Annotated in this window: 28 protein-coding genes and 5 pseudogenes; 12 read left to right on the top strand and 21 right to left on the bottom strand. The window is 46.5% G+C overall.

Annotated elements, in window-relative coordinates:
- Nucleotides 1-118: 118 nt before the first annotated feature.
- The 5 genes and pseudogenes from N4J56_RS38170 to N4J56_RS38150 all read right to left on the bottom strand — a co-directional run.
- Nucleotides 119-244: a hypothetical protein gene (locus N4J56_RS38170; protein WP_317112160.1), complete on the bottom strand. Its 126-nt coding sequence runs from the start codon at nucleotides 242-244 to the stop codon at nucleotides 119-121.
- 108 nt (nucleotides 245-352) lie between these two features.
- Nucleotides 353-601, bottom strand: coding sequence for a DUF4926 domain-containing protein (locus tag N4J56_RS38165; protein ID WP_317112159.1), 249 nt, complete (start codon nucleotides 599-601; stop codon nucleotides 353-355).
- 18 nt (nucleotides 602-619) lie between these two features.
- Nucleotides 620-952 (bottom strand): DUF6883 domain-containing protein, encoded by a 333-nt coding sequence (locus tag N4J56_RS38160; RefSeq protein WP_317112157.1) that lies wholly within the window; start codon nucleotides 950-952, stop codon nucleotides 620-622.
- A gap of 234 nt (nucleotides 953-1186) precedes the next feature.
- Nucleotides 1187-1492, bottom strand: coding sequence for a transposase (locus tag N4J56_RS38155; protein ID WP_410500733.1), 306 nt, complete (start codon nucleotides 1490-1492; stop codon nucleotides 1187-1189).
- Between the two features lie 26 nt (nucleotides 1493-1518).
- A pseudogene (locus N4J56_RS38150) lies at nucleotides 1519-1839 on the bottom strand (IS701 family transposase); the annotation flags it as partial.
- A gap of 84 nt (nucleotides 1840-1923) precedes the next feature.
- Here N4J56_RS38150 and N4J56_RS38145 point away from each other — a divergent pair.
- Nucleotides 1924-2985 (top strand): IS4 family transposase, encoded by a 1062-nt coding sequence (locus N4J56_RS38145; protein ID WP_317107380.1) that lies wholly within the window; start codon nucleotides 1924-1926, stop codon nucleotides 2983-2985.
- Here the strand turns inward: N4J56_RS38145 and N4J56_RS38140 are convergent.
- The 8 genes and pseudogenes from N4J56_RS38140 to N4J56_RS38105 all read right to left on the bottom strand — a co-directional run bounded on the left by N4J56_RS38140 (nucleotide 2982) and on the right by N4J56_RS38105 (nucleotide 8325).
- Nucleotides 2982-3938 carry an IS701 family transposase gene (locus N4J56_RS38140; protein ID WP_317112156.1) on the bottom strand — a complete coding sequence of 319 codons (957 nt, stop codon included), beginning with the start codon at nucleotides 3936-3938 and terminating at the stop codon, nucleotides 2982-2984. The two genes, N4J56_RS38145 and N4J56_RS38140, sit on opposite strands and share 4 nt — an antisense overlap.
- Nucleotides 3939-4024: 86 nt before the next feature.
- Nucleotides 4025-4496: pseudogene (locus N4J56_RS38135) on the bottom strand (IS5 family transposase); the annotation flags it as partial.
- Nucleotides 4497-4571: 75 nt separating this feature from the next.
- A complete protein-coding gene (locus tag N4J56_RS38130) occupies nucleotides 4572-5009 on the bottom strand; it encodes a hypothetical protein (protein WP_317112154.1) in 438 nt (145 codons plus the stop codon).
- Nucleotides 4960-5184: a hypothetical protein gene (locus N4J56_RS38125; protein WP_317112153.1), complete on the bottom strand. Its 225-nt coding sequence runs from the start codon at nucleotides 5182-5184 to the stop codon at nucleotides 4960-4962. The genes N4J56_RS38130 and N4J56_RS38125 overlap by 50 nt, the downstream gene beginning before the upstream one ends.
- Nucleotides 5185-5263: 79 nt before the next feature.
- On the bottom strand, nucleotides 5264-6373 hold the full coding sequence (locus N4J56_RS38120; protein ID WP_317112152.1) for a hypothetical protein: 1110 nt from the start codon (nucleotides 6371-6373) through the stop codon (nucleotides 5264-5266).
- 82 nt (nucleotides 6374-6455) lie between these two features.
- Nucleotides 6456-7247 (bottom strand): hypothetical protein, encoded by a 792-nt coding sequence (locus N4J56_RS38115; protein WP_317112151.1) that lies wholly within the window; start codon nucleotides 7245-7247, stop codon nucleotides 6456-6458.
- A 51-nt stretch (nucleotides 7248-7298) separates the two neighbouring features.
- Nucleotides 7299-8030, bottom strand: a complete 732-nt coding sequence (locus N4J56_RS38110) for a hypothetical protein (RefSeq protein WP_317112149.1) — start codon at nucleotides 8028-8030, stop codon at nucleotides 7299-7301.
- 55 nt (nucleotides 8031-8085) lie between these two features.
- Entirely contained in the window at nucleotides 8086-8325 is a 240-nt protein-coding gene (locus tag N4J56_RS38105) for a hypothetical protein (protein WP_317112148.1), read from the bottom strand.
- 235 nt (nucleotides 8326-8560) lie between these two features.
- On the opposite strand from N4J56_RS38105, the gene N4J56_RS38100 reads away from it, so the two are divergent.
- The 5 genes and pseudogenes from N4J56_RS38100 to N4J56_RS41695 all read left to right on the top strand — a co-directional run.
- Nucleotides 8561-8746, top strand: a complete 186-nt coding sequence (locus N4J56_RS38100; RefSeq protein WP_317112147.1) for a hypothetical protein — start codon at nucleotides 8561-8563, stop codon at nucleotides 8744-8746.
- A gap of 46 nt (nucleotides 8747-8792) precedes the next feature.
- Complete coding sequence (locus N4J56_RS38095) at nucleotides 8793-8975, top strand: hypothetical protein (protein WP_317112145.1); 183 nt, start codon at nucleotides 8793-8795, stop codon at nucleotides 8973-8975.
- Nucleotides 8976-9026: 51 nt separating this feature from the next.
- Nucleotides 9027-9302, top strand: a complete 276-nt coding sequence (locus N4J56_RS38090; protein WP_250017768.1) for a BrnT family toxin — start codon at nucleotides 9027-9029, stop codon at nucleotides 9300-9302.
- The gene (locus N4J56_RS38085; RefSeq protein ID WP_317112142.1) at nucleotides 9265-9540 is read left to right on the top strand and encodes a BrnA antitoxin family protein; all 276 of its coding nucleotides are present in this window, start codon (nucleotides 9265-9267) and stop codon (nucleotides 9538-9540) included. The genes N4J56_RS38090 and N4J56_RS38085 overlap by 38 nt, the downstream gene beginning before the upstream one ends.
- Nucleotides 9541-9754: 214 nt before the next feature.
- Nucleotides 9755-9946 (top strand): annotated as a pseudogene (locus N4J56_RS41695) (DUF1830 domain-containing protein); the annotation flags it as partial.
- A gap of 32 nt (nucleotides 9947-9978) precedes the next feature.
- On the opposite strand, the gene N4J56_RS38075 reads toward N4J56_RS41695, so the two are convergent.
- The 4 genes from N4J56_RS38075 to N4J56_RS38055 form a co-directional block, all read right to left on the bottom strand.
- A complete protein-coding gene (locus N4J56_RS38075) occupies nucleotides 9979-11247 on the bottom strand; it encodes an IS701 family transposase (protein ID WP_317104593.1) in 1269 nt (422 codons plus the stop codon).
- Between the two features lie 359 nt (nucleotides 11248-11606).
- On the bottom strand, nucleotides 11607-13373 hold the full coding sequence (gene ltrA / locus N4J56_RS38065) for a group II intron reverse transcriptase/maturase (protein ID WP_410500839.1): 1767 nt from the start codon (nucleotides 13371-13373) through the stop codon (nucleotides 11607-11609).
- Between the two features lie 861 nt (nucleotides 13374-14234).
- Nucleotides 14235-14771 (bottom strand): GrpB family protein, encoded by a 537-nt coding sequence (locus N4J56_RS38060; protein WP_317112138.1) that lies wholly within the window; start codon nucleotides 14769-14771, stop codon nucleotides 14235-14237.
- Nucleotides 14772-14779: 8 nt separating this feature from the next.
- Nucleotides 14780-15757 carry a tyrosine-type recombinase/integrase gene (locus tag N4J56_RS38055; protein ID WP_317112136.1) on the bottom strand — a complete coding sequence of 326 codons (978 nt, stop codon included), beginning with the start codon at nucleotides 15755-15757 and terminating at the stop codon, nucleotides 14780-14782.
- Nucleotides 15758-15904: 147 nt separating this feature from the next.
- Here N4J56_RS38055 and N4J56_RS38050 point away from each other — a divergent pair, with 147 nt between their 5' ends.
- The 6 genes and pseudogenes from N4J56_RS38050 to N4J56_RS38020 form a co-directional block, all read left to right on the top strand.
- The gene (locus N4J56_RS38050) at nucleotides 15905-17557 is read left to right on the top strand and encodes an IS481 family transposase (RefSeq protein ID WP_317112449.1); all 1653 of its coding nucleotides are present in this window, start codon (nucleotides 15905-15907) and stop codon (nucleotides 17555-17557) included.
- Nucleotides 17547-18526, top strand: a pseudogene (locus tag N4J56_RS41690) (ExeA family protein). The gene N4J56_RS38050 and the pseudogene N4J56_RS41690 overlap by 11 nt, the downstream one beginning before the upstream one ends.
- Nucleotides 18527-19333: 807 nt before the next feature.
- Nucleotides 19334-21100 (top strand): group II intron reverse transcriptase/maturase, encoded by a 1767-nt coding sequence (ltrA, locus tag N4J56_RS38035; protein WP_410500839.1) that lies wholly within the window; start codon nucleotides 19334-19336, stop codon nucleotides 21098-21100.
- A gap of 187 nt (nucleotides 21101-21287) precedes the next feature.
- Nucleotides 21288-21605 carry a hypothetical protein gene (locus N4J56_RS38030; RefSeq protein ID WP_317112131.1) on the top strand — a complete coding sequence of 106 codons (318 nt, stop codon included), beginning with the start codon at nucleotides 21288-21290 and terminating at the stop codon, nucleotides 21603-21605.
- Nucleotides 21606-21691: 86 nt separating this feature from the next.
- Nucleotides 21692-22069, top strand: a complete 378-nt coding sequence (locus tag N4J56_RS38025; protein ID WP_410500838.1) for a DUF433 domain-containing protein — start codon at nucleotides 21692-21694, stop codon at nucleotides 22067-22069.
- A gap of 65 nt (nucleotides 22070-22134) precedes the next feature.
- Nucleotides 22135-22445 (top strand): annotated as a pseudogene (locus N4J56_RS38020) (IS1 family transposase); the annotation flags it as partial.
- Here N4J56_RS38020 and N4J56_RS38015 read toward each other — a convergent pair.
- The 4 genes from N4J56_RS38015 to N4J56_RS38000 are packed head-to-tail and all read right to left on the bottom strand — an operon-like array spanning nucleotide 22409 to nucleotide 24362.
- On the bottom strand, nucleotides 22409-23014 hold the full coding sequence (locus tag N4J56_RS38015) for a dual specificity protein phosphatase family protein (protein WP_410500837.1): 606 nt from the start codon (nucleotides 23012-23014) through the stop codon (nucleotides 22409-22411). The pseudogene N4J56_RS38020 and the gene N4J56_RS38015 sit on opposite strands and share 37 nt — an antisense overlap.
- Before the next feature lie 47 nt (nucleotides 23015-23061).
- Nucleotides 23062-23445 (bottom strand): VOC family protein, encoded by a 384-nt coding sequence (locus N4J56_RS38010; protein ID WP_410500836.1) that lies wholly within the window; start codon nucleotides 23443-23445, stop codon nucleotides 23062-23064.
- Between the two features lie 18 nt (nucleotides 23446-23463).
- Entirely contained in the window at nucleotides 23464-23922 is a 459-nt protein-coding gene (locus N4J56_RS38005; RefSeq protein ID WP_317112126.1) for an SRPBCC domain-containing protein, read from the bottom strand.
- Nucleotides 23919-24362, bottom strand: coding sequence for a VOC family protein (locus N4J56_RS38000; protein WP_410500835.1), 444 nt, complete (start codon nucleotides 24360-24362; stop codon nucleotides 23919-23921). The genes N4J56_RS38005 and N4J56_RS38000 overlap by 4 nt, the downstream gene beginning before the upstream one ends.
- Nucleotides 24363-24376: the final 14 nt, after the last annotated feature.

Genomic DNA, 24376 nt, shown 5'->3' with positions numbered 1-24376 from the left:
ATTATGCCCTACTACTTTGTTTATCGCTCATCTGCTAATTGCGATCGCCCAACTTGTACTTATTAGCTAGTAAGGATAGCTTCCGCCACTGATTGCTTAGATTTTTACTCGAAAATCCTCACCCTTGCTTCAATGACTTCAAACCCATCTGCTGTACGCTGCCCCAGTTTGCCACTTTCCTGCTCCACCCCAATCGCGCTGATGCTACATCGGCTTCGGCTTTCCGCCAGCTTTTAGCATTCACCAAAGCTGTGAAAACAACCCCATTTTGGTCGGTGAGCGTAATTTCGACTTTCTTATTCGCTGCTGGTTTGGCTTCTGGCAGTTCATTGAATTTGAATTGTTGTAATACTTATGCTGTGACCATTTGGGCTTTGGCATCTGGAGATACTGGCTCGAAACGTAGCACCATGATTTGCTCTGGACGCAACCCTAAAGATTCGTAAGTCCGTCCGTTGCGGTCGCTGAATTCCACTTCAAATCCTTTCCCATCAGCCAACAGTTCCACCACTGTCCCAACTTGTCCCCGCCACAAATTGACTTGAGGAAGGTCAACAGTCAAGGCTACAACATCTAGGAATTTCACTGTATTGTTTGTCATCCTTATCACCTCCAAGTATTACAGAGGATAGCAGGTTGTTAATCTAGGAATTTCCGAATCACCTTCGACAATCCAGCCACTGCGAACAGTCGCACTTCTATTTTGCCATTCAATCTGAAAGTCTAGAGTATAACGCTGCCCAAACTCATCTTGTCTTCCCAATTGCGCTGCTTGAGTTTGAACGACTTCCAGCAAAATTTGGCGCAATTCTTCCGCATTGTCAGCCGTCATTCCCAGGATTGACGAAAAAAGCCGTGCTTTGTGTTTACCATTCTCATGTGCTGTATTTAAGCAGTAGTCACGCAACTTACGGATATCAACAATCGCATTTTCTGCATTGGGAATGAGCATAGAAAAGCTAATACAGATAGTTGATTTCTCAGTGGTTCTCGAAACCTATAGCGTCCACCGATCTCTTGAAGAGCGAAGAAACAATTCTTAGTTGTGTTGTTTCTCCAAATTGTCATGATTTGCTTTTCATCCCTCAATTCCCTAATTTTGTCTCGGACAAAAATCGAGTGCGATCGCCCTTCACCAACTCACCCCATAATCTTTTTCCATAAGAGCTGATTTATAAAGTAAAAATCAAGCAGCTAGTCGTCTCAGCATCAGCCGTACCATAGCAGCGTAGACCATAGATTCACTTATTTCCGGTAGGAGTTCATAATCCTTACTTAGTCGTCGATAGCGTCCTAGCCAGCCAAAAGTTCGTTCAACTACCCATCTTCTGGGCAAAACTTCAAACCCATCTGTAATCCGCTTAACTATTTCTACTTCTGCACCGCAGACTACCATTACAGCTTGTGCAAAATTCTCTCCACTGTAGCCACTATCTGCCCAAATTAGCTCTAAAGACTTAGAGTTATAGCACTCTTCTAGCAATGCCACTATTGCTCCTAATGGGACTTTAAAACTTTCTAAGCCCAAATATAGCCGAACTTAGCTCTGTGAGAGGCAAATACATCAACATGCTCATTAAGCCAGCGGACCAAACGAAACTCGACTGCGGTGCGGAATGCCTCCAATGCTTCGGCAAAGGTTTGTAAGGGTTTGGTTGCCCAACGTCTGCGGAATCCGCCGGTCAACTGATGCCAAAGGATGAAGGTGTAAGCGATGAACACTAAAACCCAATGACGCTTCATACTCAGAGCATCCCGAACTTGATACTCACTCAAACCCAACCAGCCCTTGGCTTCTCGATAGAAGACCTCCACCCAGTTGCGAGCAGAATATGTTTGAGCTCTAAGTACAGGACAAAAGCTTGCAAATGAAGAAAGAAAAAGGGTTTCATGAGAATTACCACATTCAGAACATAAAACCCTATGAATCAGGTTACTCTACTTCGAGATGCCTTGCGCCCTCATTTAGCTTGGCATGGTGCGCGACTAAGCTTTGTGGCAGCATTTCTCATAGCGCTGTTGCGAGTCAAAACTGTCAACTTCAGTGAATTGGCAACCGGATTCAGCGGCAAGACTCAAACCGATTCTCATTACAAACGACTCCAACGATTTTTCCGTCACTATGAAATGGACTACGCCGAAATTGCTCAAGCTGTTGTTACCCTAATGAATATTCCAGAACCCTGGGTACTTTCAATCGACCGTACCGAATGGCAGTTTGGAGAGTGTGTTTTCAATATCCTGATGCTGGGAGTTGTGCATGAGGGAGTTGCGTTTCCTGTGGTGTGGTGTTTACTGGACAAACGGGGGAATTCCAATAGCGATGAGCGGATGAAGTTGTTCAACCAATTTCTAGAGCGCTTTGGTGAGCGTGAAATTACTTGCCTGACCGCAGATCGAGAATTCGTTGGCAAGGATTGGTTTAGCTACCTACTTAGCGATCCGCTCACCCCGTTTCGTATCCGCATTCGCGAAAATCATAAACTTAGACATGGCTGTCAGAGTCTCAAAGTCAATGTCTTGTTTCAGAATCTACAGGTAGGACAGCACAAAGTTCTACGCCACAAAAGACAACTCTGGGGAGATTGGGTCTACATTGCCGCCTTGCGATTAGAGGATAATTCTTTACTAGTCGTTGCCACTCAAACCGCACCTAAATCAGCTATCTCCGACTACGCTCAACGATGGGGAATTGAAACACTTTTCGGCATTTTCAAAACTCGTGGTTTTTGTTTAGAATCTACCCATCTAACCGATTCTGAGCGTTTGAGTAAGCTGCTGGCACTGCTCTCATTAGCCTTATGTTGGGTCATCTTGACGGGTGAATGGTTACACCAACTCAAACCACTTACTATTAAAAAGCATGGACGCAGAGCTAAGAGCATTTTTCGTTATGGCTTTGACCATCTACGAAACATTGTTCTCAATCTGGAGCAGAAAATGGATGAGTTCTTGGATATTCTACAATTTTTGTCCTGTACTTAGGTTTGAGCTACCCAAGCCGCACTGACTTGGTTGTCAGAGGCATTGGTGAGAAAGTAATCCACCTCCGTCGCTTGCTCGAAACTAGAGGCATTGAGTTGAATCGCCAGCCAGCGAGTGCCTTCGAGCTTCGGAACGTGAACTGGTAACAGCGCCACCCAAACTGTCCGGGGCTGCTCCAGATTGAGTTGCACAGGTGTGAACTGCTCCACTGCCAAGGTTTGAGCAATAGCTTCTAATCCCTGCTTACGAGCAGACTCATCACCTGATGTTTGAGCAGTAACTTGGCGGTTTTTGGCGATTGCTGCCACGTAAGTTAGGTTTCTCGACTCCAACTGCTTGAGAAAAGGCGTGTTATTACCGTAGCCTGCATCAATTACAGTCACACCCGGTCGATAACCGCGCTTCAAGCATTGGTCAACCAAGTCTAGAGCCAGGTCAGGTTTTTTCTGGAAGTTGGGGTCTGCCTTGCCTTGCTCGAATAAACTTGCGTGTTGATAGAGTGCAACATCTAACGGCAGACGTCGCACTCCATCATACAAGTAGGTAGTCAGCAGCACAATACCATTGTCAGTCTTGCCAATCTCCCCAATGTACTGCCGTCCTACCCCATCAGTAGCCGCACCACTTTTGCGATGTCCCGAATCATCTACAATCAATGTGAAACCTTGACTCGGGGTCGTCTGGCGACACTGGTGCATCACCTCCAACCGCCGATTATTTAGCTTGACTTCATCCCAAGGGGCATTGTTGAGAAAATGTCTGAGGCTGTTGTAGGAGCCATCTACTGTATTTGTGACCAGTTGGCTCAGGTTTTTGCGCTGACTCTCACCCAGCAGTCCCCCTAGATAAACACGAAATTCCTGCCGCTGCTTCTGACGCGAAAATACATCATCAAACCGACGACACCAGTTCTCAAAGCACTGCGGCATCGCTGCTGGTACTTGATCTTTCACCTTACGTTGCTCCTGTCGAGACTGACGTAAAACGCAACTCCTACCCGCATTCTAGCTCAATTTGCTCCATCTTTCTTACAAAGTCCCACTAATCGTTCTGAAGCATTAGCTTCGGTGATTACTACACCCATTAGTAGTCCTTGAGGATCTACTACGACATGGCGTTTGCGACCTTTAACTAGCTTGCCGCCATCAAAGCCGGATACTTCCCCTTTTTTCCGTCGTTTTTACGGACTGGCTATCCACAATTGCAGCAGTAGCTTGATGAGATTTGCCCAGCTTCATCCGTACTTGTTCACGTAAGGCAAGATTTATCTGCTGCCAAATTCCTCGTTTTTGCCAACGCCGAAAGTAATAATAAACCGTTGAATAGGGTGGGAAGTCATGTGGTAGCATCTCCCAAGCACAGCCAGTTTTCAGCAAATAAAAGATGGCATTTACTACCTCACGCATATCCACAGTACGTGGATGTCCTCCTGGTCTTACAGGTGGAATTAATGGTTCAATGATTTGCCATTCTCGATCGGTTAAATCACTTTTGTAAGCTTTTCTACTCATGAGGCAATGCTTTGGGCTACTGTCTTGTCATAGTAAAAGCCTCTTGCCTCCATTCTCGCTGCTTTCAACTTTTCTTTATAAATGACCTCTTAGTTCCAAGTACCGCATCTGTCTTGGTGTGAGATACAACGATCGTTGTATCGTCTCTAAAATCGCATAATCCACTGCTTCCAATTCGGCTTTCAACAAGTTGCTAATTCGCGATGAAACTGACAACAAAGTAATGCGATGCCGAAGGCGGTTCGCTTCGCGACCATCGCCCTGGTTCATATCCATGTATTCCACTTCTGACTCTTTGCACTGGATTGTTTCACCCTTGAGGCTAATATATATGTGAAAGCAATTGTTGCCAATACGTTGAACTATCCCCCAATAACCATCGTAGGGTCGTAAGTCTGCGTTTTTAAATCCCCGAACGACGATCGCATCCTCAACCCGACAAGAGCTGCGATCGCACAAAAGCCTAAATTGACTCAAACACAGCAGTAAATCCCTCCAAATTTTGGCAATCATCTTGAAAGGCTTCGGCATCTCCTACATCCTCAATTTTGTATTCCATGAGGCGCTTGCCATTCGGCATTCTTTTGGAGGAGGTACAAGTGCCTGGGTACTTATCTGCTATGGCTAGAAAGTCAGTACTCAGGCGTTTCCAAGCTTCAGATGAACAAGTGATGGTTACAAGCCACATATTTTCGTCACGATCGAAGTGTTTTCCTGTTAGTATTGTCCGCTATCGGCCGAGAGCGTCGTTCGGCACGCCCTTAAACTCACTTTTCCACTTCCCGTCCAACATCCACAACCCCATAGTCTTGCTCGATGACCTGCAAAATCTTCTCCTCCAAAGGTGTGAGATAAGTTTGCCGTCCTAAATGCTCCAGCATGGCGTAAGCTGCGCGATCGCGAAATCCAGGCACTTCCCTGACTTTCCTTATCCGCTGCAAAATCTGTGGTAACTGCCGATGGACTTCGGGGGAATCGATTTTATTCAAGTTTTCAGGCTTCACAGTTAGAGTTGTGTCGTGTACGTCAACAATCACTGTAAAGTCTCTTGGTTCCACTGCGACGCAAGAGCAGCCGTTATATTTCTTTTCTTTACCTTCCAGCCTGACCAAGGTGAATATATCACCCACCTGGCAATAGTCTTTAGCAAGCACTAGGGGCTTTTCTTTGAGCTGCTCGACGATGCCTTTGACGACTCGACTGCTAGGAACCTTACCGTTAGATGCAACTAATGCTTGCTGCCATACTTCACGTTGCTCGTCCGGTTCTAGCTTTGTTAGCGGTCTGACTTGGCGTTCGTTCGTTGGGAAAAACTTACAACCATTGGTTGTAACTTTCAAGTTGTCAATCACCCCAGCCGCTCGAATCAGTAAATCGGCATTCTGCTGGGAAAAGCCAAAGCGATCGCGGCAGTAATGGTCGAAGCGGCTGTGAGTAGAACGGTAAAGCTTGCGCTCGTGCAATTCTCGAAGCGCGAGTGCCGCTTCATAGAATGCTCTTTCCACTTTTTGTTCCAGTCGGTGGCGCTCGGCTGCTTCTGGTTCGCTCAGTTCTGATAAGATCTCCACGCTCACGGCGGACACTTGCTCGACTCCTGGTAGCTCGTTGTCAATTTGTGTTCCTTGCTCTTGGCTGCTAGAGTCTATTTTCTCCAATTCGAGCGGGTTACAAGAGAGAGTCACTGCAATTTCGCGTTCGCTCTCAAACTGCACCCACACTTCCGGTAGCGCAAAACCTAAGTTGAGTTCTTGGAATACTCCTAGCTTCTGGGTGACTTTGTGGCGCACGCGATCGCCTTTTCTGAAACTATGTGCCGCAGCTAGGCGCGCCTGTTTCACATCCTCCGTGCTGTCGGAACGCGATTTAATTTTAGGCATAGTTGTACTCGTTGAGTATTTTTCCCAGTCATCTCAAGTTGCCAATCTCAAACAACGACCAAAACTAAGACGAGCGCCATTGCTATGAGCTAGCAATTGCCATTGCTCGATCACACAGTTGTTGGCTCTTTCTTTGTTTAATCTTTTCAATCTGCTTCCGACACATGGCAAGTCCTTCTGCACATATCTGTCGTCCAACATCGAAGCTATCGAGCGATCGCCCCATGAACTCGGCAACCGATACTACAAAACGATTTACCGTCACCATCTGTTGCCCTAAGTCATTCCACCAGGTTCCGGTATCTCCCCATCCTCGCTCCCTCGCTGCTGCTAGCTTTTCGTCCAGTTGTGCTGTATCAGCAGTTGACACGTCAATTTCGTTGACTGGTTTGGAAGCAGGGGCAAGAGAAGAATACCCTATAGGGTATTCTTCTCTTGCCTGCTGGGTGTTAAATTCGTTGACAGGTAAATCTGGTTTACAGGTATCTGATAAGAGTTGACAACTATCGCCCCCTCTCAATTGGACGACTTTGCTTTGCTGTTTGGCAATTGGTTGTTTCTGTTTGGGTACAAGTTGTCGCCAATCAGAACACGGCTTTAGGTGAAAAACTGTCTTCTTCCCAGCAGTGCGATCGCATTGGATTAGATTCATTTTTGACAAGTCAGATACCACCCGTATAACTGTGATCCGGGTCAACTTGCACACCCTAGCTATACTCTCGCTTGATTCTGAAACTACGCCATCCACGGCATTTTTGAATAAATGACAGTAGATGCGAAACTGGATGGGAGTTAGTCCAAATTCGTCTAGGCGATCTAATACGCTTGAGAAGTTATCAAAATTCTGCTCGGTTTTCTGCTCGGTTGCGATCATTATTCTTCTTCCATGACGAAAGGCTCTTGAAATTCACAAGAGCCAAGATTCTTATGTAGGTAGCTGAGCGACCGATCGCTCACCCGAAGTCGTGTAGACTTGCTTCAACTGATTGACTCTGGCTACCCATGCAGGCGCTTTCCTTCCTGGTGGTGCATCTAGGGAATCAAACTGGGCTTTGATTTGCTCAACAGTTAGATGCGGCAAGCATTCTCTCGCCCATTCGAGTGCATCAGTTGGATTCTTCCACGCTCTCCACGGTTGGCTATCATTCTCAGGCGGCCCCCAGTCAGTTGGTTGATGCTGGACATTGGGAATTGAATCTACTTCTGTCTCGTCTAGAAACGCTAATCCACAGATGGAAAGCGTGACTCGTCGCTTGCTTTTTGTCTCCGCTTTCATCACCGCATTGGCTAGTGCCTCACCCTGTAATCGGTCAATTGATACTGCACCAATTGATTCGTCACAGCGTCCATCCGGTAAAGTAGCTTGCGCTGTCATTACATAAATCGAATCTGCCACTAATTCACGATTAGTGATTCGCTCTGAGACGTGGTGGATTTTCCGTAACTGCTCGGTTGCTTCCCGCAAGGCATATAGCTTTAGTTTGCCGTTAAGTCGGATGTAAGCAAATGGTTGGGTTAGGGGATTAAGTCCTAAAGCTTCACACAAGCGCGTGTAGTATTTCAGACGGTCTTGTGGCGACAATTGCGACAAGTCGCCCCCAATCAACACGCTTTCAATCGATTGCAGATTGTCTGCTTTGGTTATGTTAGTCATCACGATCTGTCTCCTACAACAATGGCTTGGGGTATTTAGCCCCAAGCCCAGTTACGAATTAGAACGGCGCTTCTTCAGAACTCGGTTTGTTGTAGGAGACAACGGAGTAACCCTTCAACCAGCTACACGCTGCAATTAGTTGGGCGATCGCTTCTTTGCTTGGCTGCGTCACTACCACATCAATTGTTCTGGTATACTCTGGTACGCCTTGGTAGTCACGCTCTTCGCTGGCTAGATCGACGTAGTAGCGATAACACTGGTTTGCACCTATCGCGTCGGCTGCGGTAAGATATGCCATAGTAAACTAGTCCTTTTTCGTCAAGGGATAGTAGGCGATCGCTTGAGTTTGTCAGGCTGGAGCGATCGCCTTTTCAATTACAAATATAATACCATGTCGACATGGTATTATCAAGGAGTTTGGCAAAGTAACTTCATGCTTTTGTCAGAATTGAGGATTTGTCAGCATCTGTCGACATGATTTAAGCTATTAGTGTATAGATTTATAGAATGAAGCATAACTAGCTAGTCAAGATATGAAAGCGCAACGGGTAAAAGGAAAGTTTTATACAGAAGACGAACCAATCGCTAGTAAAATTACTTTTCGCGTACCCGCTTCCTTAAGAAAAGCTGCGGAAGACTCTGCCAATGGTGATTTAGCAGAATGGTTGCGCCAAGCGATCGCCGAGAAGCTAGAGCGGGAACAGCAGGCAACCGTATGAGTGAACGATTTTGAGATTCTTTTCTCGCTTGTAGTCAAGAAAGGTGGTGACAAGTATACGACGCTTCGCTCTATTGGGTAGCTATACTGTCACGCCTAGTTCTCCGACCGATGCCGTGATGAACTGGAGTTTTCAGGTACGCGATTGTTATGTTGCGAATCATCGGCTGAGGCAGTGGTTTGAAGTTGCTAGCGGATCGTTGGGGAACGAAGTTGCTAAACAGGGATAGCTGTAACGACAATTTGTAACTACAATAGGAAATTGTAACTGTCGTTCGCGCATGGAATACGAATGGGATGAAGCAAAACGTCTTGCTAATCTTCGCAAGCACGGTATTGATTTTCTTGACATCCCAGATGTATTCGATGGAGATACTTTAACAGTTGAGGATGACCGTTACAGTTATGGGGAACAGCGTTTTATTACACTCGGTTTGTTGCAAGGGCGAGTTGTTGCTGTTGTTCATACGGAGCGCGAGGATTGTACCCGAATTATTTCTGCTAGAAAAGCGACCAAATATGAACGACGAATCTACTTCGAGCAACTCTCAAACTGATTGGCAACGATTGGATGCAATGACCGATGAAGATATCGATCTATCGGATTGCCCAGAGATTACGCCAGAAATGTTTGCCAAGGCAGTAGTGCGACGGGGTTTACCTGTTGCCAAAGTCAAAACTCAGGTGACACTTCGCATTGATAGCGATGTACTAAAATGGTTTAAGTCTCAAGGGCGGGGCTATCAAACGCAGATCAATCAATTGCTCCGTGCCTATATGGAAGCACATCAATAGTCGGCTTTGTTTGCTGGTTTTGTAAGCTCAGAAGCGGCAGGCTCGCGCTCAGTGAAGCCGAAGCTAGGGTAATACTCGATAGTCAAGAAATTCTCGAACTATCTAACGAGCGGTTGAAACTAAAGCGCTTGTTTATGGCACTCGTGGCACATTGACTCACATTCGGTTAAGCTGAGTCAAGGCTGTTTTAGTGCTGTTGCCAAGAGGTAAAACTATGACTCAAATTGTAGATTCATTACCCGACGACTATCAACAGCGCATCTTGTGCCACTACAAAAACGCAACAAGTACAATTCAAATTGCTCGGATGACAAATATCCCACGCTGATATTTGGAGCGAGTCGTATTTTCCGGCCAGTACTTGTTGTTCGAGGCACTCCCACAAGCAAGACTGGAAATTCATACTGCTTGCATTGGCTAGTGGGACTTTAAAACTTTCTAAGCCCAAATATAGCCGAACTTAGCTCTGTGAGAGGCAAATACATCAACATGCTCATTAAGCCAGCGGACCAAACGAAACTCGACTGCGGTGCGGAATGCCTCCAATGCTTCGGCAAAGGTTTGTAAGGGTTTGGTTGCCCAACGTCTGCGGAATCCGCCGGTCAACTGATGCCAAAGGATGAAGGTGTAAGCGATGAACACTAAAACCCAATGACGCTTCATACTCAGAGCATCCCGAACTTGATACTCACTCAAACCCAACCAGCCCTTGGCTTCTCGATAGAAGACCTCCACCCAGTTGCGAGCAGAATATGTTTGAGCTACCCAAGCCGCACTGACTTGGTTGTCAGAGGCATTGGTGAGAAAGTAATCCACCTCCGTCGCTTGCTCGAAACTAGAGGCATTGAGTTGAATCGCCAGCCAGCGAGTGCCTTCGAGCTTCGGAACGTGAACTGGTAACAGCGCCACCCAAACTGTCCGGGGCTGCTCCAGATTGAGTTGCACAGGTGTGAACTGCTCCACTGCCAAGGTTTGAGCAATAGCTTCTAATCCCTGCTTACGAGCAGACTCATCACCTGATGTTTGAGCAGTAACTTGGCGGTTTTTGGCGATTGCTGCCACGTAAGTTAGGTTTCTCGACTCCAACTGCTTGAGAAAAGGCGTGTTATTACCGTAGCCTGCATCAATTACAGTCACACCCGGTCGATAACCGCGCTTCAAGCATTGGTCAACCAAGTCTAGAGCCAGGTCAGGTTTTTTCTGGAAGTTGGGGTCTGCCTTGCCTTGCTCGAATAAACTTGCGTGTTGATAGAGTGCAACATCTAACGGCAGACGTCGCACTCCATCATACAAGTAGGTAGTCAGCAGCACAATACCATTGTCAGTCTTGCCAATCTCCCCAATGTACTGCCGTCCTACCCCATCAGTAGCCGCACCACTTTTGCGATGTCCCGAATCATCTACAATCAATGTGAAACCTTGACTCGGGGTCGTCTGGCGACACTGGTGCATCACCTCCAACCGCCGATTATTTAGCTTGACTTCATCCCAAGGGGCATTGTTGAGAAAATGTCTGAGGCTGTTGTAGGAGCCATCTACTGTATTTGTGACCAGTTGGCTCAGGTTTTTGCGCTGACTCTCACCCAGCAGTCCCCCTAGATAAACACGAAATTCCTGCCGCTGCTTCTGACGCGAAAATACATCATCAAACCGACGACACCAGTTCTCAAAGCACTGCGGCATCGCTGCTGGTACTTGATCTTTCACCTTACGTTGCTCCTGTCGAGACTGACGTAAAACGCAACTCCTACCCGCATTCTAGCTCAATTTGCTCCATCTTTCTTACAAAGTCCCATTAAAAAGCATGGACGCAGAGCTAAGAGCATTTTTCGTTATGGCTTTGACCATCTACGAAACATTGTTCTCAATCTGGAGCAGAAAATGGATGAGTTCTTGGATATTCTACAATTTTTGTCCTGTACTTAGGTACGGGACCCTATCGATACATGGATGCCTAAGCCAGAGAGTCACCTCCCTGATTCGGCTACAAAACCGTGCATGAAACGTTAATTTCACACGGCTCCTCAGTGAATTAGTGCTTGTCACGCACACCTCTAAGTTCAGAGTTAAAAGGGATTAAGGTTGAGATAATCCTCATCTATCTCTGGAACTGTAACAGCAAATTTATCTTCTGCCGTTTTAGCATCATGGCAATGTCCATGAAGTAATTGAAGGTTGTCATAACTATCATTACCGCCTTGGGAGCGGGGGATTTTATGGTCGATTTCCATCAAATCTTCATAGTGAAAAAACAGTCCACAGTGAGTACACTTTCCTTTCTGCATCTTCAGGAGTGTTGCCACCCTGATTGGAGCTTCGGGATGAAACCCCATTCTGGAACTCCAGTATACCCAGTCACCATCAAACGGACTACGGCTTCCTTGCACCTGTATGTGTCTCACAATGCGAGTTTCACGGTGCTTGAGTAAGCGAATTTTCTGGTTATGGGGTTTAAATACCCAATTATCAGACCCTACGGTTTGCCAATACTTTTGACAACTCCATCGGGAAGATTTATTAGGATGACGATGTTCTGCCCATGCTTTTAGCTGACTGAATAATGTTGTATCAGCCTGGTTAAATAGGCGTTTACTGACGACACCTGAGTAGTAGTTTGTCCATCCACGGATGACGGGATTCAAATGAGCGATTAAATCAGATTGTGGTACTGACTTATGCCCATCAATCAATTTACCTATCTTCTGCGTGTGTGTCTTCAGCTTTGCTTTACTTGGGGTAATTAGAGTTTTGTAACCAAGTAATTTTCCGCTTGAGCTTTTACCACTGTGATATTTTCCAACAGGAAATTGTCGAACAGTGAAACCCAGAAAATCAAAACCAACCTTACCTTCATACATATTAAGTGTATGGGATATTCGGGTTTTACTTGGTTTCAATTTTAGCCCTAATTCGCTTAACCACTCACTAATAATCTGCTGACATCTTTGGATAACGGCAAGGTCTTTATGCAGAATCAAAAAATCATCTGCAAATCGAATTAAGCTTATTGCTGTAAAGTTCGCCGCTTTACAACCGGGTAAACTTAAAGCAACTTGTTTAATTCTATTCTCCATACCGTGGAGGGCTATATTCGCTAATAACGGCGAAATCGTACCCCCTTGTGGAACACCCATCGATGCTGTGTTGTCAGATTTCTCCCTCAAAGCATATTCGGAGAAATCAATCACTCCCGCTTTTAACCATGCACGAATTTGTCGGCGAATGGTGGGGAATGTATTTAATTTTGACAGCAGAACATTATGAGCGATTTTGTCAAAACATTTTGCAATATCGGCATCCAACACATATTTAGGTTTAAACTTGATAGTGTTGAATATTGCCTTCATTGCATCATGGGCGTTTCTTCCTGGTCGGAAGCCGAAGGAGTTTGGCTCGAAGCGAGCTTCCCATTCAGGTTCTAGGGCTAGTTTTACTAACGATTGCAAGGCGCGGTCGTATAGAGTGGGTATAGAAAGGGGTCTTTTTTCTCCCTTTGTGCCGGGCTTTGGTATCCACACCCTGCGAGTGGGAGCGGCTTTATGACCTAGTTTCAGGGATTGTACTAAGATGAGACGTGCTTTTGGGGACAGGTTTTTCCGCCCATCCACTCCTGCCGTCTTCTTACCTCGGTTGTCCTGTGTTACCCTACGAGCCGCTAAACACTTTGCTGACCAGGAGTGCAACAACGTTTTTTGGAGTTGACGAACTGCTTTGACATCGCCACGCTGCGAGGCTTTGTAGATGCGCTTTTGCAACTTGAATACTTTCCTCTGGTGCTTTCGCCAGGGGATAGCATTCCATTCCACCGTAGTCTTTAAACTCGTTTTAGCCATATAAATTGCTACCAGTACCTCTACAATCCAAGTCACCGTGCCTCCGTCTGCATATCCTCTGGCTTTCCCAAAGGCTTTAGCTTCTGAGGCAATCCTTCCCCTTGAAGGCTTATGGCTGGCTACCTGCTCAGGAAATCGACCATTTCCTGAGAGCGCATCAGGGGGTTACTTCGTTCCCAATTTTTCGTTTGTCGTTGGTTTTAGGGTTCTCTCTCTTCATCGGGTTTATTGTGAGTGCATATTGGTCTGCCGCTTAATCAGCCAACCACTTATCCTTTCCCTTTTGGGACAAGCCCAAGAGCCTTTTGGCTTGTTTTGCATTACGATGATTCAGTCAAGAGATTCGTATTCCTACCCATGACCAGCTATGCTAGGCGGGATTCCACATTAGGCTTGCAGTTACCGCCATGATTCCCCGCTTCACCCCAACAAAGAACCACTTTGTTGAAGTGGGGGACTTGCAGTCACTCCTGCACTTGGAGGGATGGAATTACACCATCACGAAAAATTGAGTTATCAAGGTTCAGTGGAGATTTCTTTCTCCTATCTTCCTTGTCTGTCATCCCCGAATATTTCTATTCGTTTCGACAGAACGAATCACACTAGCGGCTTGCAAACATAAACGCTCCGACTTACAAACAGGAGAATTTTCGGCTCACATTAATTGCAACTAAGAACGCACTCTGGCTCAAATTAATTGCAACTCGGCTCACATTAATTGCAACTGAGCTTGCAAACAAAACATTTGGCTCAAATTAATTGCAACTGACAGTTAGTGAAACAATTGACAGGGGGTTTGATATTTTGAAATAGCACCACAAAGGCACTTCAGACTTCTAGAGCTTTGTGAAGAATTGAATTTTAATCAACGCTGCTACAACCTTCAGCTCTCCAAACTTGAGCGCGATGCAACAGTTCAGCAACTAATGAATCCTTCTTTTCGGAATAGGCTAGCAATGTCCTTACCCCACTTTTAATCAACTCCTGCTTATGCTGCCCATATCGCTCTGCCACCTCTGGGTGCGCGCAAAGAAAATCTCTAATCAGCAGATTATTAGTCCATAAGTTACTGCCCCACTGCACCAAGTGAACATTAAACGCTCTCTCATGACGGCGGCGAAAATATAACCGTCCTGGTATGCCAGCCTCACCTAAATACTCGTAGCCAAGTGTCTGGAGAACAGTGATGGGGAAAGAGTTATGGGAGAGCGTCTGCACCCCAATCAGGATATCAATGATAGGCTTAGCAGCTAAACCAGGGACTGCGGTGCTGCCGATATGTTGAATATTAAATATGTGTCTAGTCAGTGCCTGTTGTAGGCGCTGTTGTTCCTGATGAAAAAGAGCGGGCCAGTGAGGCTGATAAGGAACTACAGTAATCAATTCATCTATCTCCATACGGTGCTTTAGCCCTTAAGTAGTCCAAGTTTGGCTTTTACTTGCTGTCGGCTGCCTTGGGTGTAGCGTACAGTCGTTTGAATTGCCGGAGTTCCCTTTTTGGTAATATGACCGAGATAATATGCAACTTCTTCCAAAGTCCAACCAACTTCCCGTGCTCGGTGAGCAAAATCATGTCGCAGGTCGTGAAACGTCACATCACCAATCAATTTCCACTCGTCAAACTTGGCATGGGCTTTGATGTTCTTCCACCAGCGGTGAACGCCTGCTTCCGTGAGTCGCTGGCTTCGCTGCGAAGTAAAAACGTAAGGACTTTCAGGGTCTCGTCCCCCGTGATGAATATACTCAAACAACGGTCGTCTGGCAGCATTGACTAGATCGATGTCTCGCCCTTTTCCTCCCTTGTAACCAACGTGCAGCCAGCCAACCTTGGGACCAACATGAGTCTGCTCCATCAGCAGCCATGAAACATCACTGACGCGACAACCAGCCCAGTATCCTAATGCAAACAGCGCGGCGCTGCGGGGCGAGCCGTCCCGTTCAATTAGGTGGCGGAGAATATAGCGTTGGTCAGCAGTTAGCATTCTTGGAGCTAGGAGCGGCTGCGGTGGAATATCCAAGCCCCTAGTCGGGTTGCGCTGTAAAATCCCCTTCTCCTCTATCAGCCATCGGGCGAAACCGCTCACAGCCGACTTGACCCGCGCTCGATGAGTAATACTGTAACCATTGGCTTCGAGAGCGGCAATGTAGGTTTCTATTGCTGTTTTGGTCAAGAGTTGGGGATGAAACTCGCCACCACTACCAGGACGTTGTGCAATCCATTGGACTACTTGACGCAAGACTCGTAGATAAGCATCAACTGTGCTAGAAGTCTTGCCAGACAAAAAAGCTTCATACTCCAGTAGTAGTGCTGTTGCTTCCGGTAATGGGGTTGGGTCCACAGCGCCAAAATTCACCTCAAAAATTTCTGTGGTGAGTTTTTCCACCTCATCTGAAGAGAATCTAACTCACATTCACCCACTTTTGTCACCAACTGGCAACAGAAAGTATTTTCTGTGGTCAGTTTTCTGGTACAACCAAGATCGTAACGATCTGTGGAGGCGAACTGCTTTAAGCGTGTGACCCGCAAGAAAATCCCGCCCGAAGCTTTAATCAACTTGCGCCATCGACTCGATCTACTGCCGAGCCGTTGTCAGTCACGGCGGCAGCTGGTTGAAGAAACGGCTTCATTATATGGGGTGTCGATTGATACTCTATATCGAGCTTTGCGTAACTCCAGATCGCCCAAATCCATCCACCGTTCGGATAGTGGAATACCTCGAAAGCTATCACGAGTGGAGATGGAGCTTTATTGTGAAGTCATCGCCGCGATGAAAATCCGCACCTGTAACAAAAAAGGGCGACATCTTTCGACTGCACGGGCAATCGAACTGTTGGAAGAGTATGGGATGGACACGCCACAGGGGTTTATTCAACCACCCAAGGGAATGCTTTCTAAAGCTACCGTCAACCGCTACCTGAAAACATGGGGCTACGACCATCTCACCATGACCCGTCAGCCGCCTGCGGTGCGCTTTCAGGCAACCAGTAGCAATGAATGCTGGCACTTTGACTTAAGCCCATCCGATCTCAAACACGTCAAGCAACCCTCATGGGTCGAACCTGGAAGGGGAAACCCACTACTAATGCTCTACAGCGTTGTGGATGACCGCAGTGGCGTGTGTTATCAAGAATATCACTGCGTCTACGGGGAGGATGTCGAAGCGGCATTGCGCTTTCTATTCAATGCCATGACAGCCAAAGCACAAGACGGGTTTCCCTTCCAAGGGATTCCAGAAATGATTTACACGGATAATGGTCCGATTGCCAAAAGTCAGGTATTTCAAAATGTGATGAACTGCTTGGGAATCAAGCTGGTCACGCATATGCCTCAGGGAAAGGATGGTCGTCGAGTCACAGCTCGCGCTAAGGGCAAAGTGGAAAGACCATTTCGGACGGTGAAAGAAGCACACGAAACTTTGTACCACTTTCACGAACCAGAAAATGAGGCCGAGGCTAACCTATGGTTGCGCCAATACCTGCTGCATTACAACGACAAGCCACACCGTAGTGAACCACACTCGCGAATGGAAGATTGGCGAAAGAATCTGCCGCAGAGCGGTATCAGCTCAATGTGTAGTTGGGAACGGTTCTGTACCTTTGCCCGCTCTCCGCAGCGAAGGAAAGTGGGCGCAGATGCTAGAGTATCGGTTGAGGGCGTGGCTTATGAGGTAGATCCTGACCTGGCAGGTGAAACCGTGGTGCTGTGGTGGGGTTTATTTGACAATGAACTGTATGTTGAGAAGGACTTGGGACGCTATGGACCTTTTTACCCAGTCGATGGTCCCATCCCCTTACATCGTTACCGTAAATTCAAGAAAACTAGAACCCAAGAACGAGTAGACCGGATTGCAGCTTTGGCATCCGAGTTAGGCTTGCCACGCGCCGCTTTGGACAAAAACACGGATCTACAGTTTCTGGTGGAGCGGGCGGATAAGTACAGCTCGCTAGAACTACCTGTCACACCCTTCAGCGACCCAGATCCATGGCAAGAATTTACATATCCGACCGTATTGTTTGCTAAACGGGCGATTGCAGAATACCTTGGTCAGCCACTAGCAAAACTATCAGAAGAACAACGGGCATTTATTGATGCACTGTTAGCTGAAACCTTGAATAAAAAAGCAGTGATGTCGCGGGTGCGACAGTATTTTCTCCTGCCAAAAGGAGGGGAACATGCTCACTGAGGTGATGGAACACTTTGGCTTGGTAAAGGAATTTCGTAAAGCTGGATATTACGAAACCGAGCAACAAAAGCAAATGTTCAAAGATATTATTGCCGCTATTCATTCAGGCAAGCTGGTTGCTCTCACAGGAATTATTGGTTGTGGCAAGACGACCACGTTGCGACGTTTGTTTGAAATTTTGGACAAAGAAGGAAAAATCCTGGTCTCGAAATCACTTTCTGTAGATAAAGACCGTGCGATGCTCTCGACACTGATTGCTGCTTTATTCTACGATCTGTCGGCAGATAAGGAAGTGAAAATCCCCACAACTGGGGAAAAACGAGAACGGGAACTGCGCTCGTTGGTGAAGAAAGGTAAAAAGGTAAAAAGCCCGTAGCACTGTTTGTCGATGAAGCTCACGCTCTACATAGCAGCACCTTGACCGGACTTAAGCGTTTAATTGAAGTCGTTGAAGACGGTGGTGGCACGCTTTCAGTCGTATTGGCTGGTCATCCCAAACTGAAAAACGATCTGCGCCGTCCGACGATGGAAGAAATTGGATATCGGGCAACAGTATTTGCTTTTGACGGGATTACTGGTTCTCAAAGAGAGTATATCGAATGGTTAATCCAAGAATGTGTCCAAGAGGGAACTGAAATTGGCGAGATTTTAGAGACAGAAGCCCTTGAGCTGTTGGCTGCACGCTTGAGGACACCGCTACAAATCGAACAGCATTTAACGCTAGCTTTTGAGGCAGCGTACCTGTTTGGCGAAAAGCCTGTAACAAAGGCAATTGTAGAGTCGGTTCTCTCTAAACAAATTGACGATTTGGAACCCACTCTCACCAGGCATGGCTATGACGTGAGAAGTTTGGCAGAACAATTTAATGCTAAACAATCTGAAATCAGATCGCTGTTTCGCGGTCAGCTTGACCCAGTGAGGACTCGTGAATTACAAGAGCAAATGTTGGTAGATGGACTACCAATTTGAATGATTTCATCACGGAGCTACTGCAATGCAAGTATTTGTCAGTTGCAATTAATTTGAGCCAAATGTTTTGTTTGCAAGCTCAGTTGCAATTAATGTGAGCCGAGTTGCAATTAATTTGAGCCAGAGTGCGTTCTTAGTTGCAATTAATGTGAGCCGAAAATTCTCCTGTTTGTAAGTCGGAGCGTTTATGTTTGCAAGCCGCTAGTGTGATTCGTTCTGTCGAAACGAATAGAAATATTCGGGGATGACAGACAAGGAAGATAGGAGAAAGAAATCTCCACTGAACCTTGATAACTCAATTTTTCGTGATGGTGTAATTCCATCCCTCCAAGTGCAGGAGTGACTGCAAGTCCCCCACTTCAACAAAGTGGTTCTTTGTTGGGGTGAAGCGGGGAATCATGGCGGTAACTGCAAGCCTAATGTGGAATCCCGCCTAGCATAGCTGGTCATGGGTAGGAATACGAATCTCTTGACTGAATCATCGTAATGCAAAACAAGCCAAAAGGCTCTTGGGCTTGTCCCAAAAGGGAAAGGATAAGTGGTTGGCTGATTAAGCGGCAGACCAATATGCACTCACAATAAACCCGATGAAGAGAGAGAACCCTAAAACCAACGACAAACGAAAAATTGGGAACGAAGTAACCCCCTGATGCGCTCTCAGGAAATGGTCGATTTCCTGAGCAGGTAGCCAGCCATAAGCCTTCAAGGGGAAGGATTGCCTCAGAAGCTAAAGCCTTTGGGAAAGCCAGAGGATATGCAGACGGAGGCACGGTGACTTGGATTGTAGAGGTACTGGTAGCAATTTATATGGCTAAAACGAGTTTAAAGACTACGGTGGAATGGAATGCTATCCCCTGGCGAAAGCACCAGAGGAAAGTATTCAAGTTGCAAAAGCGCATCTACAAAGCCTCGCAGCGTGGCGATGTCAAAGCAGTTCGTCAACTCCAAAAAACGTTGTTGCACTCCTGGTCAGCAAAGTGTTTAGCGGCTCGTAGGGTAACACAGGACAACCGAGGTAAGAAGACGGCAGGAGTGGATGGGCGGAAAAACCTGTCCCCAAAAGCACGTCTCATCTTAGTACAATCCCTGAAACTAGGTCATAAAGCCGCTCCCACTCGCAGGGTGTGGATACCAAAGCCCGGCACAAAGGGAGAAAAAAGACCCCTTTCTATACCCACTCTATACGACCGCGCCTTGCAATCGTTAGTAAAACTAGCCCTAGAACCTGAATGGGAAGCTCGCTTCGAGCCAAACTCCTTCGGCTTCCGACCAGGAAGAAACGCCCATGATGCAATGAAGGCAATATTCAACACTATCAAGTTTAAACCTAAATATGTGTTGGATGCCGATATTGCAAAATGTTTTGACAAAATCGCTCATAATGTTCTGCTGTCAAAATTAAATACATTCCCCACCATTCGCCGACAAATTCGTGCATGGTTAAAAGCGGGAGTGATTGATTTCTCCGAATATGCTTTGAGGGAGAAATCTGACAACACAGCATCGATGGGTGTTCCACAAGGGGGTACGATTTCGCCGTTATTAGCGAATATAGCCCTCCACGGTATGGAGAATAGAATTAAACAAGTTGCTTTAAGTTTACCCGGTTGTAAAGCGGCGAACTTTACAGCAATAAGCTTAATTCGATTTGCAGATGATTTTTTGATTCTGCATAAAGACCTTGCCGTTATCCAAAGATGTCAGCAGATTATTAGTGAGTGGTTAAGCGAATTAGGGCTAAAATTGAAACCAAGTAAAACCCGAATATCCCATACACTTAATATGTATGAAGGTAAGGTTGGTTTTGATTTTCTGGGTTTCACTGTTCGACAATTTCCTGTTGGAAAATATCACAGTGGTAAAAGCTCAAGCGGAAAATTACTTGGTTACAAAACTCTAATTACCCCAAGTAAAGCAAAGCTGAAGACACACACGCAGAAGATAGGTAAATTGATTGATGGGCATAAGTCAGTACCACAATCTGATTTAATCGCTCATTTGAATCCCGTCATCCGTGGATGGACAAACTACTACTCAGGTGTCGTCAGTAAACGCCTATTTAACCAGGCTGATACAACATTATTCAGTCAGCTAAAAGCATGGGCAGAACATCGTCATCCTAATAAATCTTCCCGATGGAGTTGTCAAAAGTATTGGCAAACCGTAGGGTCTGATAATTGGGTATTTAAACCCCATAACCAGAAAATTCGCTTACTCAAGCACCGTGAAACTCGCATTGTGAGACACATACAGGTGCAAGGAAGCCGTAGTCCGTTTGATGGTGACTGGGTATACTGGAGTTCCAGAATGGGGTTTCATCCCGAAGCTCCAATCAGGGTGGCAACACTCCTGAAGATGCAGAAAGGAAAGTGTACTCACTGTGGACTGTTTTTTCACTATGAAGATTTGATGGAAATCGACCATAAAATCCCCCGCTCCCAAGGCGGTAATGATAGTTATGACAACCTTCAATTACTTCATGGACATTGCCATGATGCTAAAACGGCAGAAGATAAATTTGCTGTTACAGTTCCAGAGATAGATGAGGATTATCTCAACCTTAATCCCTTTTAACTCTGAACTTAGAGGTGTGCGTGACAAGCACTAATTCACTGAGGAGCCGTGTGAAATTAACGTTTCATGCACGGTTTTGTAGCCGAATCAGGGAGGTGACTCTCTGGCTTAGGCATCCAAGTAACTTGATGCAGGGAGCGTAATAAATGATGACGCTCCCTCGGGGGAATCGAGACACAGTAGTGGGATGATCTCCAAAGGACAAACAGCACTATACTTAATTGGGGGATTGCCAAAGATCGCCACCTCAACTATTAAAGAGGCAACTTGGCAGCGCAAAGAGTTCATCCACTGGTGGCTGGGTGCAACAGAAGCGAAGGTCGCTTCGCGAACAGCCGTTGGCATCGCGCCAGTACCAGGACTACGACCAGCCCCCCCAAGTGGCAGTAGAAGCAGCCCCGATGCCCCAAAGCATCAAGTCCTCTATTGGAGGAGCTGTCGCAGGAAGTTGCAGGGAATGGCAGAAAAATCAAATGAGGCAACTGCGTGTGTGAAGAGTGGTTAGCACAGTTTGAGGCAGCGTGGACAACTGAAGAGCGATCGCTCTTAGGTGTAATGTATGATGGAGTTGAACTCCAAGGAGCTAAGGGTATGACTTTAGCATCAAATGGACAAGCAGCGATCGTCCGTACAGAACGCGGACTGACGATTGGGGGAACTCGAATCACTGTTTATGAGGTGATGGATTTTTTAAAGGCGCAATATCCACCTAAACTTATCCGTGACAAGTTCAATCTGACAGACGAGCAGATCGATAGTGCCTTGTCTTACCTGGAAGCAAATCGCGCTCAAGTCGAAGCTGAGTATCAAGAAGTACTACAGACTAGAGAAGAAATTCGCTCCTATTGGGAAGAGCGCAATCACAATCGCTTGGCGCGAATTGCACAGATGCCACGCCAGATGGAAAACAAAGAGCTGTGGGCAAAACTGGAGGCACAAAAAGCGAAGCGTGTTGCACAGACAGAATGACCTTCCTAGTTGACTACAACTTGGACGGATACGCTCTGGTTCTTCTCGGCATTCTAGCAAAACATGGTTGGCTGGTAGGCGACCATAGTGCTGACACCTTCCGCCCTTTGTGGGCAATCGTGTCCCAGTGGAAATGCTTCTTCTATGTCACCGATGGATGGTCGGTTTACCAAGCGCTTTATTCCCGATGGCGACCAGATCATCAGTAAGACCTACATGACACGAGTGGAGGGAGAAAATACACGCTTACGCCATTATCTCGCTCGGCTCCATCGCAAGACCTTGTGCTACTCCAAATACCACGGACATGTTGAAACATTCGCTGCGCTTGCTGCTGCACTATCTCAAATTTGGAGAGGTGCCTGTGCCGCAATGATTCATACCACTATTCAGCAACGCCAGATTTTTATTGCCCCTCCATCGATTGCATTCATCAAGTAGCAGGTTGAGTTCCGCAGCAACTTTCCACGGATTGCGTCCTTTGAATGGGGCGGCGATAACTGCTTCGTAAGGATTTTTTCCAGTTTGCTTAACAGCATCGATCGCGGCTTTGTTAGAGAGTCCTCGTCCAGCCACAAGCCAAGCTGCCAAAATATGTCCCGTGCGCCCAATGCCACCAGAACAATGAACAACGACCTTTTCATCCTCCTGATTAGCAGTCGCTAAGAACGGTAAAATTTGGTGGATGAGAATTTCGGGGGTGGCAAAGTGGAAATCCTTGATCGGTGTCCAACATATGCGATCGAGTCCAAAAGTTTGTCGATAAATATCCAGTAGATTGGCATAGCGAGACAGTTGAGATTCAGGAAGCAAACAGCACACCCGCTTGATGTTCTGATTTTGCATAAATTCAATCCACTCAGTGACTTGCTCGTTACTATATCCAGGACGAGCGGAGCCAAACACGATCAGTTCATTCCCCGAAGCAGCAGCAAATTTATACATAGTCAGTGCAATTTGGTGAGTTAGATACCAATTGCGAAGCATCAATCTCACTTCATCTCATTGGGTGGCATATGTAAGCCAATCATATTTCCTTCTGTATCGACAATCAAGGCCATGAATCCATATTGACCGATCGATGTTTTTGGCTGTTGGATTTGACCACCAGCGGCAACGACACGCTCTAATTCTATAGCCACCTCATCACAGTGGAAATAGGGTATCGTGCCGCTCTCACCAGACTTGACCCCTTCCATCTTGACCAATGCACCAGACGCACCAACTTTATCCATAGCCATCGGAAATGCCCACATATCCATTCCAGGACTTTCGAGCTTCTCCAGCTTCATCTGAAACACAGACTCGTAAAAACTTTTTGCCCGATCCATGTCCTGGACATAAATTTCACACCAAACAATGGGATTAGATTTCATCATACGAACCTCTCAATTTCACAGTTCGGTTAAATAGGTTGCAAGGCGATCGAAACATTCTGACCAACCTGTGTTGTGAGCATTCCGTGATTCAGTGGATTCAAAAATGGCTTGCTGGAACGTCATCAACGTTTTGTTGTCCTGTTCCTCAAACGTCACAGTAACCAGCGTTTCATGTTTGGGTCGGTTATTCTCGTCCTCCCAGGCAAACGTGAAAACCAAACGCTCTGGATCAATGATTTCGCGATAGATACCCTGCATCCAATGGTCGGTGCCTTCGGGAGAGCGAATACAGGCTCGATACATACCCCCAACCTGTACGTTCATGTGGCAGGCGATCGCCGTAAAATCCTTTGGACCCAACCAACGAGAGAAATGTTCGGGTTGAGTCCAAACTTTGAATACCAGGCTGCGAGGCGCATCAAATGTGCGGGCGATCGTGAGTTGGCGATCGGGGATTGTCGTGGCATTATTCATGCTTGTGCGTCCGCGTATTGCTCTGTTAGATGTTCACCAGATTGGATGGCACTGGATTCCATATACACGAGTTCCCAGATGTGTCCGTCTAAATCCTGGAAGCCATGCGCGTACATAAATCCGCGATCTTGCGGTTCGTTGTAGGTGTTGCCGCCAGCAGCGATCGCCTTGCTCACCATCTCATCAACTGCTTCCCGGCTCTCACTCGATAAACAGGTCAACACTTCAGTGCTTTTCGTCGCGTCACAGATGGGATTGGGCGTGAAGGATTTGAATTTGTCGTGAGTCAAGAGCATGACAAAGATGTCCTCACTCACAATCATGCAAGTCGCCGTCTCATCGGTGAATTGGGGGTTGAAACTGAAGCCAAGTTTTGTAAAAAAGTCGATGGACTGCTTCAGGTTCTTGACAGGTAGATTGACAAAGATTTTTCTAGACATAATTCCTCCAATGA

Source organism: Chroococcidiopsis sp. SAG 2025 (assembly GCF_032860985.1).
In the GTDB taxonomy this organism is placed as follows: Bacteria; Cyanobacteriota; Cyanobacteriia; order Cyanobacteriales; family Chroococcidiopsidaceae; genus Chroococcidiopsis.
This window is presented reverse-complemented; position numbering and strand designations above follow the sequence as displayed.